Consider the following 12690-nt stretch of genomic DNA (forward strand, 5'->3'; position numbering starts at 1 on the left):
GTGTTCTTGTTATTGAGACCCGAGACTACCGGCCCCTACTAAGACAAGAGAAAGAGCCGTCAGTCGATAGTATAAGAGTCTAACACCGCGCCAAATACGATCTAGTGCGCACAGGTGAAGAAATGTTCAGCCGGTCACAATTTAAGAAACCTTCGAACAACTGCGCAAGCCCCCGAGGGCGGGGCTTGAAAGATGCAGGGGATATTTTGGGGTTAATCAGAGTCCGGTTAAAAACCGGGGACATGCCAAAACAGGCTGTACACGAAAGCCGGCATGTTGGCCATTTGGGCAAAACCAATAAGCAGCCTGTTAATCACAGTGAGCAGGATAAAGACAAATATCGGGCTGATATCAATCACCCCCAACGGCGGAATCATGCGTCGCACAGGTCCGCAAAATGGCTCCAGGAGTTGGTGCAGTAAAATTAGAATTGGATGGCCGCTATTCGGCGCAATCCAGCTGGCAACGATGGAGACCAATAAGCCGACAAACACCATCGCTATCACAGTGGAAACACAGCCGATCAACGACCACAGCAGGGCACTGAGGGGGTTAACCAGGCCGTAACCTGCAATCATGGCGCAAGCCATAATCATCGCCCAACCGACTATCAACGCCAGCACTACTGAGGCCATATCGACGCCAAAAAGTCCTGGCACCACTTTGCGCAACGGCAGCAGCAAAGGGTTGGTAACCTTCACAACTCCCTGAGATATGGGGTTGTAAAAATCCGCACGGCCCAACTGCAATAGGAAACGCAATAACACGGCGAAAAGGAACAAAATGCCCAGTATGCCCACGACATAAACGCCGATATCGCTGAAGGTATTGACCATGGATAAACCCTAAACAAAAAGATTCTCAGCAGCCACCGCTGCACCTACCCAATTGGACCGGAACCTGTTACCGATCCAATTCCTTTGCCATTTCCGTCGCCCGCTCCTCGCAATCGCGCATGGCATCGGCCACTAACTGCGGCAACCCACCCTTCTCGAACCGTTGAACAGCGCGCTCAGTGGTTCCACCTGGTGACATCACATTGCGCTTCAACTGGGCGACATCAACATCGCTGGCGACCGCCAGTTTGGCGGCGCCCAGGGCAGTTTGCAACACAAGGCGCTCCGCATCCGCACGGGCAAGGCCACCGGCGGAAGCCGCATCAATCATGGCCTCCATAAACTGGAAAAAGTAAGCCGGTGCCGATCCCGCTACCGCAATCACCTGATCGATGCCGCGCTCTTCCTCAACCCAGTAGGAGATACCTACCGCATCGACGATGCGCTCGGCAAGTTCCTTCTGTTCACCCGTAACCTTGCTATCGGCATAGAGACCGGTAACTCCGGTTTGCACCAGGGCCGGGGTATTAGGCATAGCCCTGACAATAGGGAGGTGCATTCCCATCCAACGGTGGTAAGCCGCGAGCGGAATTCCCGCAGCAAAAGTGATAATCAAGGGCGAGCGATCCACCAAATGGGGTTTCAGTCCCTCACAAAGTTCTCGCATAACTTGCGGTTTCACCGACAGTACAATTACATCGGCATCAACAATAGCGGCAACATTATCGTCACTAATAGCTACCCCATGGCTCTCGGCAAAAGCATTGAGTTTGTCCCGATCACGGCCTGTAGCAGTGATCTGGTCCGCCGGATAACCGGAGGCCACCAAACCACCGATCACTGCCCCCGCCATATTGCCGGCGCCACCAATAAAAACCATCTTAGGGTTCGCTGTACTCACTCATATCACCTTGGGCGGTTACAAAAATTTTGTTGCTTTTCCCCGTTCGGGGCATTCCGCTAATATGTGGCCGCCAGATTCAAATAACAAGAGAGCCATACCAAGTGGCTCCTAACGGAGGACAGTATGCAAAAAGGATGGCGTTCACTGCTTATAGCGACACTGATCACTGCGACCAGTGCCGCTGGTGCAGTAGAAACTCGTACGCTAAACAACGGCCAATTGGTACTCGAAGATGTGCCAAACATTCCCCAAACTATCATCAATGAGCTCAATCGTTATCAGAACGTACGCTCAGCTAGCTTCCGGGGCTGGGACCTTGAAGGTAACGGTATCTATGTCAGTACCCGCTTCGGCGAAGTTTCTCAATTACACAAGGTAGAGAATGCAGGTGGCGCTCGCCGACAGCTAACCTTTTTCGAAGAACCGATAGGCGGCATCTCTACCCGCCCGGAGCACCGCCAACTGGCATTCACCATGGATGCCGGCGGCAATGAATACGCCCAGATTTTCCTGTTTGATACAGAAAATGGCACTAGCGAGATGATTACTGATGGTGAGTCTCGCAATGGCAGTATTCTCTGGAATAAGCAGGGCTCCGCTATCGCTTACCAGAGTACTCGCCGAGATGGCAGGGCCAATGATATATGGCTAACCACTTTCGACAGTGACAAAAAAGAAGACCGCTTGATCCTTAAGTCTGAGGATGGCAGTTGGTGGGGTCCCAGTGATTTCTCACAATCCGGCAGCCAAATTTTGGTCATGCAATATATCTCCTCCACTCGATCTAATGTCCATTTGCTGGATCTCGACAGCGGCGAAGTCTCACTACTCGCCGGTACGAGCGATGAAGAGGCTGACTCCCGCAATTTCCCAGCGGGTTTCAGTTATGACAATCGCTCGGTTTATATCATCTCTGACAAAGGGCGCGAATTTACCCAACTGATCCGCAAAGATCTGGAGAGTGGCAATGAAAAGATAATTACCTCCGATATCCCCTGGGATATCAGCAGCTTTATCCTCAGTAAAGACGGTCGCCGCGGCGCTTTTGTCGCCAACGAAAATGGTATGTCCACCCTCTATCTATACGATCCACGCAATGACCGCTACCGCAAGGTCGACTCGCTGCCAATCGGTCTTATCGGTGGAATAGAATTTAACCCCGAAGGTGATAAGCTGGCCCTAACCCTAAACACACCTAAAACTCCCTCTGATTCCTTCGTAATGGATCTTGGCCGCCGCCCGCTATCCAGTGGCGACCTTACCCGCTGGACATTTAGTGAAGTCGGTGGTCTCGACAGCGAAAGCTTTGTCGAACCAGAGCTGGTGCACTATCCCACTTTCGACGAGGTGGATGAAAAGCCGCGTGAAATTCCCGCATTCGTCTATAAGCCGCGCAATGCCAAAGGCCCCGTACCTGTGGTTATTTCAATCCACGGTGGCCCTGAAGGACAGTACCGTCCCATGTTTTCCAGCACATACCAGCTGTGGCTAGAAAAACTTGGCGTTGCTGTAATTGCTCCAAATGTACGCGGGTCCGCTGGTTATGGTAAGAGCTACCTAGCCATGGATAACGGCTACAAGCGCGAGGACTCAGTTAGGGATATCGGTGCTCTTCTGGATTGGATTGCTACCCAGCCTGATCTGGATCCGGAACGCGTTGCTGTATTTGGCGGCAGCTACGGTGGTTACATGGTGCTAGCCAGTAGTGTTTACTACTCCGATCGTTTAAAAGCAGCAGTGGATATCGTCGGCATCTCTAACTTTGTCACCTTCCTCACCAATACCAAGAGCTATCGTCGCGACCTTCGTCGAGTCGAATACGGTGATGAGCGGGACCCGCAGATGCGCGCTTTCCTGGAAAAAATCAGCCCCAACAACAATGTGGACAAGATCCAGGTGCCAATGTTTGTAGTGCAGGGACAAAATGACCCTCGGGTACCTGTCACCGAGGCTGAGCAAATCGTGGCTGCACTTCGCGAGAATGGCAATCAAGTCTGGTATATGAACGCACTCAATGAAGGGCACGGCTATCGCAAGAAAGAGAACAGTGATGCCTTTACCCAGGCAACAGCTCTCTTCTTTGCCGAACACCTACTGAGTGAAGATCAAAAAAAGCAGCTCAGTTTGAATGAACAATAATTATTTGTTCCCAGAAAAAGAAAACGGCCTTTAGGGCCGTTTTCTTTTTAGAACTTAACTATGTAAGGAGCCCCTGATTAACTAAACAAAAAAGGAAATGTTTCCACAATCGCAATCAAGTTCAGAGCAATCGCCAGTATCCAAAGCCAATAGCGGCTCTTATCTCCGAATATCCCAATAACTGCCGAATTCAAAAAGCCGGTCACCAATGAGATTTTGGGAGAAACAAATGCAATCAGGCAGATAAAAGCCAACCACTCAAGCGCTACCCAAGTCACCAGTACACTATTCGTTACAGACAGAGATAGCACTGCGCTCACTGATAAAAGCAGCAGCAATACATCTACAGTCCCAGATTTTGTCATCCCATATCCCAAAAAAATCTACTTGCGTACTAATTCTGTCATGCAGAATAGTTTCGTGTCCCAAAAATATCTGTGCCGATACGCACAATAGTCGCGCCGCAGGCAATAGCAGCCTCCATATCTTTAGACATCCCCATGGATAGAGTATCGAAAGTCTGCTCAGGAAATTCTTCGCGAAGGCTTTGCAGCAACCCTGCCAACTGGATAAATGGTTTTTCCTGCTCAAATACATTGTCACGAGCAGCGGGGATCGCCATCAAACCGCGCAGGCATAGTCCCGGCAATGTCATCACTTCACGCGCCAGAGCCACCAAATCCTGTGGAGCTATGCCAGACTTGCTCTGCTCGCCATCGATATTCACCTGCAAGCAGATATTGAGTGGTGCCATATTACTGGGACGCTGTGCCGATAGCCGCTGGGCAATTTTTAAGCGATCCACCGTGTGCATCCATTGGAATCGCTCTGCCACAGCGCGGCTTTTGTTCGATTGAAGCGGCCCAATAAAATGCCAGTGAATATCCAGGTCGGACAGGGCATCCTGTTTTTGCAGGGCTTCCTGTAAATAATTTTCGCCAAAGTGATGCTGGCCAGCTGCAAAAGCAATCCGCAGGTCTTCCGCCGGTCGTGTTTTGGAAACCGCCAACAGGGTAATTTCTGCAGGGTTGCGATCGCAGTTGTTGCAGCATGTCACAATCCGCTCACCTACTGCATTCAGGTTTTCGACGATTGTCTCTTTGCGCATATACTGATGCCCTTACCGATTTGAGCGGCGATTTTACCTGAGCCCAAACAAGAACCATAAGGTAGCAGTATGGATATCACTGAACTCCTCGCCTTTAGCGCCAAGCAAAACGCCTCGGACTTACACCTCTCGGCGGGCCTGCCGCCGATGATCCGTGTCGACGGCGACGTGCGCCGTATCAACCTGCCCTCAATGGAGCACAAGCAGGTACACGGCCTGATCTACGAGATCATGAACGATAAGCAGCGCAAGGATTACGAAGAACTACTGGAAACAGACTTCTCTTTTGAAGTCCCCGGTGTCGCCCGCTTTCGTGTAAACGCCTTTAACCACAACCGAGGTGCCGGCGCCGTATTCCGGACCATTCCCTCCAAGGTTCTCACTATGGAAGACCTGGGAATGGGTCAGGTGTTTAAACAGATCTCAGATACTCCCCGTGGCTTGGTGCTGGTAACCGGGCCCACGGGTTCCGGTAAGTCCACCACCCTGGCGGCGATGATGGACTACATCAACGACAACAAGTACGAGCATATCCTCACCATCGAGGACCCGATCGAATTTGTGCACGAATCCAAGAAGTGCCTGGTGAACCAGCGTGAGGTGCACCGGGATACCCACGGCTTTGCCGAGGCACTGCGCTCCGCACTGCGTGAAGACCCGGATATCATTCTCGTGGGTGAGATGCGGGACCTGGAAACCATTCGCCTGGCGCTGACTGCGGCAGAGACCGGTCACTTGGTATTCGGCACCCTGCACACCACTTCCGCCGCCAAAACCATTGACCGTGTGGTGGATGTATTCCCGGCGCAGGAGAAAGCCATGGTGCGTTCAATGCTATCGGAATCCCTACAGGCCGTTATCTCCCAGACGCTAATGAAGAAAAACGGCGGTGGCCGGGTTGCTGCCCACGAAATTATGCGTGGTACCCCAGCCATCCGTAACCTGATCCGCGAAGACAAAATCGCGCAGATGTACTCGGCCATCCAGACCGGAGCCAGCGTCGGCATGCAGACCATGGACCAATGTCTGGAAGACCTGGTGGCACGCCGCATCATCAGTCGCGAAGTGGCTCGCGAGAAAGCCAAGATGCCGGAGAACTTCTAAACGGCCAAAACCCGCCCCCAATCTGGGGAAGAAAAGTCGAGATAAAACGCGGTAAACACCATGGATATTGAAAGACTTCTACAACTGGTTGTAGAGAAGGGCGCTTCGGATTTATTTATCACGGCGGGCGTCCCGCCCTCCATCAAACTGCACGGCCGAGTGGTGCCCTGCAGCAGCACCGCGCTCACGCCAGAGAAAGCGCGCGAGCTGGTGGTGGGAACCATGAACGAGAAACAGCGGCGCGAGTTTGCCGAGCAAAAGGAATTGAACTTCGCGATTGCAGTGCGCAACGTGGGGCGTTTCCGGGTATCGGCCTTCTTTCAGCGCAATCTGGTAGGTATGGTGCTGCGTCGCATCGAAACCAAAATCCCCACTATCGATGGACTCGGACTACCCGACGTACTCAAAGACTTGGCCATGACCAAACGCGGGCTGATTATTTTTGTGGGCGCCACCGGTACCGGTAAGTCCACATCCCTCGCCTCCATGATCGGCCACCGCAATGAGAACACCAAGGGTCATATCATCACCATTGAGGACCCGATCGAATTTATCCACCAGCATCGCGGCTGTATTGTGACCCAGCGCGAAGTGGGCCTGGATACCGAGTCTTTCGATGTAGCCCTGAAAAACACTCTGCGTCAGGCACCAGATGTTATTCTGATCGGTGAGGTGCGCTCCCGCGAAACCATGGACCACGCCATCGCTTTCGCCGAGACCGGCCATTTGTGTCTGTGCACCCTCCACGCCAACAATGCTAACCAGGCCCTAGATCGGATCATTCATTTCTTCCCGGCAGACCGCCACAAACAGTTGTTTATGGACCTGTCCCTCAACCTGAAGGCGATGGTGGCCCAGCAGCTGGTACCGACCCCCGATGGCGATGGCCGCCGTGCCTGCCTTGAGATCATGATCAATACCCCACTGATGTCGGACCTGATCCGCAAAGGCGAAGTGGATAAGATCAAGGAGTTGATGAAGCGCTCTGGTGAGCAGGGAATGCAGACCTTCGACCAGGCACTCTACGAGCTCTACGATGGGGGAGAAATTACCTATGAGGATGCCCTCTCCCACGCCGACTCCGCCAACGATTTGCGCCTGATGATTAAGCTCAAATCCGAATCCGATGCCGAGTACTTAAATAGTGCCGCTGGCGAGTTGAGTCTACAAAATGATTCAGAGTACGGAGACGGTGGTCCTCAGCTCTACTAGCCCCCGATCCAGCCAGATCAAAACCGTTTACAGACATATCAAAGGTCCCCAGCCTGTAAACGGTTTTCACCCGGTATAATCCGCTGCGGATATTTCCGCAATGCAAAAGCTGATCCCGCCCGATATTGAATGATATCGCAGGCTCTTTTCTGCAGCATTTTTATTGGAAGAAAATAGCCTTTCAATAAGTCTCTATTTTCCTGCGCAATATCCCGTTTAAAGAGTGACCAATCAATATGAATAAAAAAGTTGCCTTGATCACTGGCGGCAACCGGGGCATTGGTGCCGCGACAGCCAAATTACTTGCCCACAGGGGGTACCAGATTGCCATTAGCTACCGGCAGCGCAAGCAGCAAGCGGAAGAACTGATCGTCGAACTTCGATCTTTTGGTGTTTTAGCAATAGCCGTTCGCGCCGATATATCCTCAGAGAAAGATATTGTTCAGCTATTCAATATGGTCGACGAGCAACTAGGCCCAATTAGCTGCCTGGTTAACAACGCGGCAATCATTAAACCGCAAATGCGCGTCGAAACGATGGACGCTGAGCGCATCAATGAAATCCTGCGTACCAACATCACCGGCACCCTGCTCTGCTGCCGGGAAGCAATCAAAAGAATGTCTATCAAAAATGGGGGCACTGGAGGAACCATCGTGAATATTTCCTCTGCTGCCAGCCGTTCGGGATCACCTAACGAGTACATCGACTATGCAGCGAGTAAGGGCGCTGTCGATACGCTGACCATCGGGCTCAGCCAGGAAGTTGCCGATGAAGGGATTCGCGTAAATGGTGTTAGGCCTGGCTTTATTTATACAGAAATGCACGCTGATGGTGGCGAAGCAGACAGAATTGAGCGAGTAAAGTCTGCGATTCCACTCAAGCGTGGGGGGCGAGCAGAGGAAGTGGCTAAAGCTGTGGCTTGGCTACTCGGTGATGAATCCACCTTTACTACCGGTTCATTTATTGACGTTGCAGGCGGGAAGTAGGACCAAAAATTATGTTAGAAGCACTCTTTTCACTAATTGCAGCAACCGCTCTATTACTCGGCTCCCCTGGCCCGGCACCACTTGCCCTGGCCGCATCGGGAGCGACATTTGGAGTGAGAAAAAGCGGCGGTTTCCTTATCGGCATCCTGCTCGGCCTGAGTGTCGCCATTGTCGGGGCAACCGCCGGCATCGCCGCACTGCTGGCAGCCTGGCCAGAAGCGCGCTTGGCGGTTCAGCTTTGCGGTGCCTTATATATTGGCTATATCGCGATCAAAATTGCCACGGCCCCGGTACTGGAGCAGGGCGCATCGGCGGAAGCTCAGCCTCCGTCGCTGTTGGATGGGTTTATTTTTAACTTATTGAACCCCAAGGCTTATGCCGCCTTCCTTGCCATATTTTCCCAATTCTTACTACCGATTGAAGAGAGTGGCCTGAGCTATTTAGCTACAGGGTTGGTCTGTTTACTGGTAGCCACTGTGGTGGATTTTATCTGGTTGTGCTTAGGAGGAAGCCTGAGGCCGGTTTTTCATAAACCCAGGCAGGCGCGAATAATCAGGGTATGTTTTGCGGTATTAATGGTGGCAGCCGTACTCGCTGTTTTTATCCGCGGAAGCATTTAAGCTCTAACACATCTCTGCGATCAATCCTTTTACCGAAGGCAGCATGCGCCGGCTCACCAGCGGCGCTGCTGTTACGCCATCCAGCTCCACCCGGTAATTTGTACCTTCCCTGCGCAACCCAACAATATATTGCACAGCCACTAGCGCGCTGCGATGAATACGCACGAAACGCTGTCCAAACTCACTCTCAAGCTCTTTTAGAGACTCGTCCAGAATGGTCTCTCCAGCGGAGTGATGGGCTACAACATACTTGCTGTCCGCAACCAAACAGCGGATAGAATCTACATCCAGCAGCTCCACCCCCAGGCGGCTTATCGCCTTAATGCGGCTGCGGCCACTGGGCTCCTCCAGATCCTGCTTAGTTAACAACTGCTGCTGCGGCTTACTCAGACGCTGCGCTTTGGAAACCGCCTCGCGCAGCTGTTCGACATTCACAGGTTTTAATAGATACCCAACCGCTGAGGTGGCAAAAGCGGGCAAAGCAAACTCATCGTGAGCAGTGCAGAAAATTATTGCCGGCGGACACGCAAAACTGGATAACTGCTGAGCCAATTCCAGGCCGCTACCACCGGGCATTTCAATATCCAATAGCACAAGGTCCGGGTCGAGTTCGCGGATCTGTGATAATCCAACTTCAATATCTGCCGCTTCTCCCACAGCAATACAATTATCAATCTTCTCCAACTGCCGGTGCAGACGGGCACGAGCCAAAGGCTCGTCATCAATAATCAGTACGCGCAATTGGGTCACTCCATCACCTCGAAAGTCTTCTTGGAATTTGTGGTGGACTCTATTTCCCGCCGGTCCACTTCCCGGGGAGATAAGGGTAGCTGTAGTATGACCCGGTACCGGCCCTCCTCCCGACGGGCGGTAAATTTGAAGCGATCGCCGTAGTATGCAGTGAGACGCTGGCGAATATTCTCTGTCGCCATGCCATTACCAGTCTTCGCAGGAACTGCACTGTCCTGTGGCAACGGGTTTTCAATAACAACTTTGAACATGCCCCCCTCTTGCGAGAGTTGTACACTGATCTCTCCGCCTGCCCGCAACTGTGCCACACCGTGCAACACCGCATTCTCCAATAGGGGTTGTAGCAACATACTGGGCAGCTGAACCTTATCCAGGCCCGCGTCTAGCTGCCAACTCTGGCGCAAACGCTCCCCCAGACGTAGGGCTTCAATCTCCAAATAGCGTTGGGCTAGAGTAATCTCTTGCGCTAAAGGCACCAGCTTTGGATCGGCGAGGCTTGCACGAAATAATGCACATAAATCCTCTACCAACCGCTCCGCGCGATCAGGATCAACAGCGATCAAACTAGCCAGGCTGTTCATACTGTTAAAGAGGAAATGGGGGCGAATCCGCGATTGAAGTGCCTCAATTCGGGCACCGAGCTCCGCCTGCTGCTGGTTGTAGAGTTGTTGCTGAAGATAGGCGTAGCGCAATACCACCCCCGCACAAATAGCCCCAAGCAGGCAGTCGCCCGCAAACCCCCAGCTGTCAAAGCTGGTCTGCAACAACACCGCGCGCAGGGAGCGCTGCACTGCCATCACCAATATGAGCACCGACAGCACTGCAATAAAACTCAAGCCGCCAGCGAGTTTGTGGGGCATTTTCGCCAGGCTCGGCCGAAGCCGGCAAAGTAGCGCGGCCGAGGGCAATATCACCCATTGGATCACCAGAGAGATCAGCCCCAGGCGCTGCCAACTGAATTCCGGTAAACCATCCAGGGCCAGGACCAGCACCAATGCCAGCAATTCCCCCATCAACACCAGTACCGCCAGAGAGGTGACACTGCAGAGGTCTGGCAGAAACGGAAGCTGCCCAGATTGCGCAGAATCCTTATTTTCTGTGCGATATTTTCGAATTTTCTGCGTTATAATGCCCGACGGCCAGGGGAATGACATGCAGTTGTTATTCTTGATTGTCCCAAAGTTCCAAGCGCAAGATATCACCAAGCTCCCCAGCCTTTCACCTCACTGCAGCCAGGAAAACCATGAGTAACGAAAAATCCCCCTCCGAGTCCGCCAACAATCCTGCCGCCAAACTCTGGGGCGGCCGCTTTAGTGAAGCCACCGATGCCTTTGTCGAGCGATTTACCGCCTCGGTGACTTTTGACCAGCGCATGGCCATGGAAGACATCCAGGGATCACTTGCCCACGCGCAGATGTTGTCAGAAGTGGGGGTATTAAGTGCTGATGAATATCACAAGATAGCCGACGGCCTGAAGGGCATCGCCGAAGAGATAAAAGCGGGAGAATTTCCCTGGTCTGTGCAGCTCGAAGATGTGCATATGAATATCGAAGCGCGCCTGACCCAACGCATTGGTGCCACTGGCAAGAAATTGCATACCGGCCGCTCGCGCAACGATCAGGTGGCAACCGACATCCGCCTGTGGCTGCGTGGGCGCATCGATCTAATTGCTGCCGAACTGACCCGCCTACAAAATGGCTTGGTCGATTTAGCGGAGCGCGAAGCCGATACCATTATGCCCGGCTTTACTCACTTACAGAGCGCGCAACCGGTGACCTTTGGCCACCACTTACTGGCCTGGAATGCCATGCTGAGCCGGGATTTCGAGCGCCTCATGGATTGTCGCAAACGGGTTAACCGCTCACCGCTGGGGGCCGCAGCACTGGCCGGCACCAGCTATCCGATCAATCGCGCACGCACAGCGGAGCTGCTGGGCTTCGATGCCCCCACAGAAAACTCCCTCGACTCAGTCAGCGACCGGGACTTCGCTATCGAGTTCTGTGCTTTCGCCGCGCTGCTGCTCACCCATCTGTCTCGGGCCAGTGAAGAGCTAGTGCTATGGACTTCCAGCCAGTTCGATTTTATTGACCTGCCCGATCGCTTCTGCACCGGCTCCTCAATTATGCCGCAGAAGAAAAACCCCGATGTTCCGGAGCTGGTGCGCGGAAAAACCGGCCGGGTTAACGGCCACCTGATTGCGCTGCTCACACTGATGAAGAGCCAACCGCTGGCCTACAACAAGGACAACCAGGAGGATAAAGAGCCGCTATTCGATGCCGCCGATACCGCACTGGATTGCCTGCGCGCGTTTGCCGATATGGCGCCGGCACTGAAGGCAAAAAAAGAAAATATGCTGGAAGCTGCGGCCAAGGGCTTCTCCACCGCGACGGATCTGGCCGATTATCTGGTACGCAAAGGGGTGGCCTTCCGCGATGCTCACGAAATTGTCGGGCAGTCCGTATCCTTTGCTATTGAACAGGATAAAGACTTATCCGAACTCAGCCTGGCCCAACTACAACAGTTCTCAACAGAAATTGGCGAAGATGTATTTGAGGTGCTGACTTTAGAGGGCTCGGTTGCGGCTCGCGATCATATTGGCGGTACCGCACCGAACCAAGTGCGCGCGGCCTGTAAGCGCGCACGGGAAGAGATTTCGCAGCGCGCTTAAGCGCTGTTTAAGCGGATAATTCGAGGGAAACCTGTTCGCCTTGCTGCTCGCTCAATACGCGGTCGAGCAAAGTCGGCAGGTCCTCACCGGTCGTGGTGCACTTCCAACCGGGGTTTTCAAAAGAAAGATGGTAGCCACCGGATTTGGCGGCGACCCACAACTCCCGGTTGGCAGACTGGCGCGAGAGAATTACCTGGCTGCCATTGTCTTCCAGGGTCAGGGTCAGCACCGCATCACTGCGTTCGTAGTCGATATCCCAATCGCAGTGATCGAGTGCATCCTCAATACCGATTAGAGTCTGCTCCACAGCCGCATCATATTCCGCTTGGCTCATCTTTGGTTACTTCTGTTACCGTGTAATGT

General features: G+C 53.0%; 13 protein-coding genes. 6 read left to right on the plus strand and 7 right to left on the minus strand.

Annotated features, from left to right (window positions below):
• Positions 1 to 227: 227 nt before the first annotated feature.
• Both ACJJIR_RS20575 and proC read right to left on the minus strand, forming a co-directional pair.
• Positions 228 to 836, minus strand: a complete 609-nt coding sequence (locus ACJJIR_RS20575; protein WP_444906644.1) for a YggT family protein — start codon at positions 834 to 836, stop codon at positions 228 to 230.
• Between the two features lie 67 nt (positions 837 to 903).
• Positions 904 to 1737 carry a pyrroline-5-carboxylate reductase gene (gene proC, locus ACJJIR_RS20580; RefSeq protein WP_444906645.1) on the minus strand — a complete coding sequence of 278 codons (834 nt, stop codon included), beginning with the start codon at positions 1735 to 1737 and terminating at the stop codon, positions 904 to 906.
• Between the two features lie 126 nt (positions 1738 to 1863).
• On the opposite strand from proC, the gene ACJJIR_RS20585 reads away from it, so the two are divergent.
• Positions 1864 to 3879 (plus strand): S9 family peptidase, encoded by a 2016-nt coding sequence (locus ACJJIR_RS20585; protein WP_444906646.1) that lies wholly within the window; start codon positions 1864 to 1866, stop codon positions 3877 to 3879.
• Positions 3880 to 3956: 77 nt separating this feature from the next.
• Here ACJJIR_RS20585 and ACJJIR_RS20590 read toward each other — a convergent pair whose 3' ends face one another.
• Both ACJJIR_RS20590 and ACJJIR_RS20595 read right to left on the minus strand, forming a co-directional pair.
• Entirely contained in the window at positions 3957 to 4244 is a 288-nt protein-coding gene (locus tag ACJJIR_RS20590) for a hypothetical protein (protein WP_444906647.1), read from the minus strand.
• A 38-nt stretch (positions 4245 to 4282) separates the two neighbouring features.
• Positions 4283 to 4987, minus strand: a complete 705-nt coding sequence (locus tag ACJJIR_RS20595) for a YggS family pyridoxal phosphate-dependent enzyme (protein WP_444906648.1) — start codon at positions 4985 to 4987, stop codon at positions 4283 to 4285.
• Positions 4988 to 5056: 69 nt separating this feature from the next.
• On the opposite strand from ACJJIR_RS20595, the gene ACJJIR_RS20600 reads away from it, so the two are divergent.
• The 4 genes from ACJJIR_RS20600 to ACJJIR_RS20615 all read left to right on the plus strand — a co-directional run bounded on the left by ACJJIR_RS20600 (position 5057) and on the right by ACJJIR_RS20615 (position 8909).
• A complete protein-coding gene (locus tag ACJJIR_RS20600; protein ID WP_108731395.1) occupies positions 5057 to 6091 on the plus strand; it encodes a type IV pilus twitching motility protein PilT in 1035 nt (344 codons plus the stop codon).
• A 60-nt stretch (positions 6092 to 6151) separates the two neighbouring features.
• Positions 6152 to 7303 (plus strand): PilT/PilU family type 4a pilus ATPase, encoded by a 1152-nt coding sequence (locus tag ACJJIR_RS20605; protein ID WP_108731394.1) that lies wholly within the window; start codon positions 6152 to 6154, stop codon positions 7301 to 7303.
• 236 nt (positions 7304 to 7539) lie between these two features.
• The gene (locus ACJJIR_RS20610; RefSeq protein ID WP_444895473.1) at positions 7540 to 8289 is read left to right on the plus strand and encodes an SDR family oxidoreductase; all 750 of its coding nucleotides are present in this window, start codon (positions 7540 to 7542) and stop codon (positions 8287 to 8289) included.
• A gap of 11 nt (positions 8290 to 8300) precedes the next feature.
• Positions 8301 to 8909 (plus strand): LysE family translocator, encoded by a 609-nt coding sequence (locus ACJJIR_RS20615; protein ID WP_444906649.1) that lies wholly within the window; start codon positions 8301 to 8303, stop codon positions 8907 to 8909.
• A 3-nt stretch (positions 8910 to 8912) separates the two neighbouring features.
• Here ACJJIR_RS20615 and ACJJIR_RS20620 read toward each other — a convergent pair whose 3' ends face one another.
• Complete coding sequence (locus ACJJIR_RS20620) at positions 8913 to 9659, minus strand: LytR/AlgR family response regulator transcription factor (protein ID WP_444906650.1); 747 nt, start codon at positions 9657 to 9659, stop codon at positions 8913 to 8915.
• Complete coding sequence (locus ACJJIR_RS20625; RefSeq protein ID WP_444906651.1) at positions 9656 to 10813, minus strand: sensor histidine kinase; 1158 nt, start codon at positions 10811 to 10813, stop codon at positions 9656 to 9658. Before ACJJIR_RS20625 ends, ACJJIR_RS20620 begins: the two co-directional genes overlap by 4 nt.
• 89 nt (positions 10814 to 10902) lie before the next feature.
• On the opposite strand from ACJJIR_RS20625, the gene argH reads away from it, so the two are divergent.
• Positions 10903 to 12327: an argininosuccinate lyase gene (gene argH, locus ACJJIR_RS20630; RefSeq protein WP_444906652.1), complete on the plus strand. Its 1425-nt coding sequence runs from the start codon at positions 10903 to 10905 to the stop codon at positions 12325 to 12327.
• 7 nt (positions 12328 to 12334) lie between these two features.
• Here argH and cyaY read toward each other — a convergent pair whose 3' ends face one another.
• Positions 12335 to 12661: an iron donor protein CyaY gene (cyaY, locus tag ACJJIR_RS20635; RefSeq protein WP_444906653.1), complete on the minus strand. Its 327-nt coding sequence runs from the start codon at positions 12659 to 12661 to the stop codon at positions 12335 to 12337.
• Between the last annotated feature and the right edge of the window lie 29 nt (positions 12662 to 12690).

This window comes from Microbulbifer maximicatervae (SeqCode) (assembly GCF_052467385.1).

Excerpts from the sequence above, each read along its gene's own strand:
- ACJJIR_RS20575 (WP_444906644.1), bottom strand. The coding sequence starts at position 836 with ATGGTCAATACCTTCAGCGATATCGGCGTTTATGTCGTGGGCATACTG.
- ACJJIR_RS20585 (WP_444906646.1), top strand. The coding sequence starts at position 1,864 with ATGCAAAAAGGATGGCGTTCACTGCTTATAGCGACACTGATCACTGCG.
- ACJJIR_RS20590 (WP_444906647.1), bottom strand. The coding sequence starts at position 4,244 with ATGACAAAATCTGGGACTGTAGATGTATTGCTGCTGCTTTTATCAGTG.
- ACJJIR_RS20595 (WP_444906648.1), bottom strand. The coding sequence starts at position 4,987 with ATGCGCAAAGAGACAATCGTCGAAAACCTGAATGCAGTAGGTGAGCGG.
- ACJJIR_RS20600 (WP_108731395.1), top strand. The coding sequence starts at position 5,057 with ATGGATATCACTGAACTCCTCGCCTTTAGCGCCAAGCAAAACGCCTCG.
- ACJJIR_RS20605 (WP_108731394.1), top strand. The coding sequence starts at position 6,152 with ATGGATATTGAAAGACTTCTACAACTGGTTGTAGAGAAGGGCGCTTCG.
- ACJJIR_RS20610 (WP_444895473.1), top strand. The coding sequence starts at position 7,540 with ATGAATAAAAAAGTTGCCTTGATCACTGGCGGCAACCGGGGCATTGGT.
- ACJJIR_RS20615 (WP_444906649.1), top strand. The coding sequence starts at position 8,301 with ATGTTAGAAGCACTCTTTTCACTAATTGCAGCAACCGCTCTATTACTC.
- ACJJIR_RS20625 (WP_444906651.1), bottom strand. The coding sequence starts at position 10,813 with ATGTCATTCCCCTGGCCGTCGGGCATTATAACGCAGAAAATTCGAAAA.
- argH (WP_444906652.1), top strand. The coding sequence starts at position 10,903 with ATGAGTAACGAAAAATCCCCCTCCGAGTCCGCCAACAATCCTGCCGCC.
- cyaY (WP_444906653.1), bottom strand. The coding sequence starts at position 12,661 with ATGAGCCAAGCGGAATATGATGCGGCTGTGGAGCAGACTCTAATCGGT.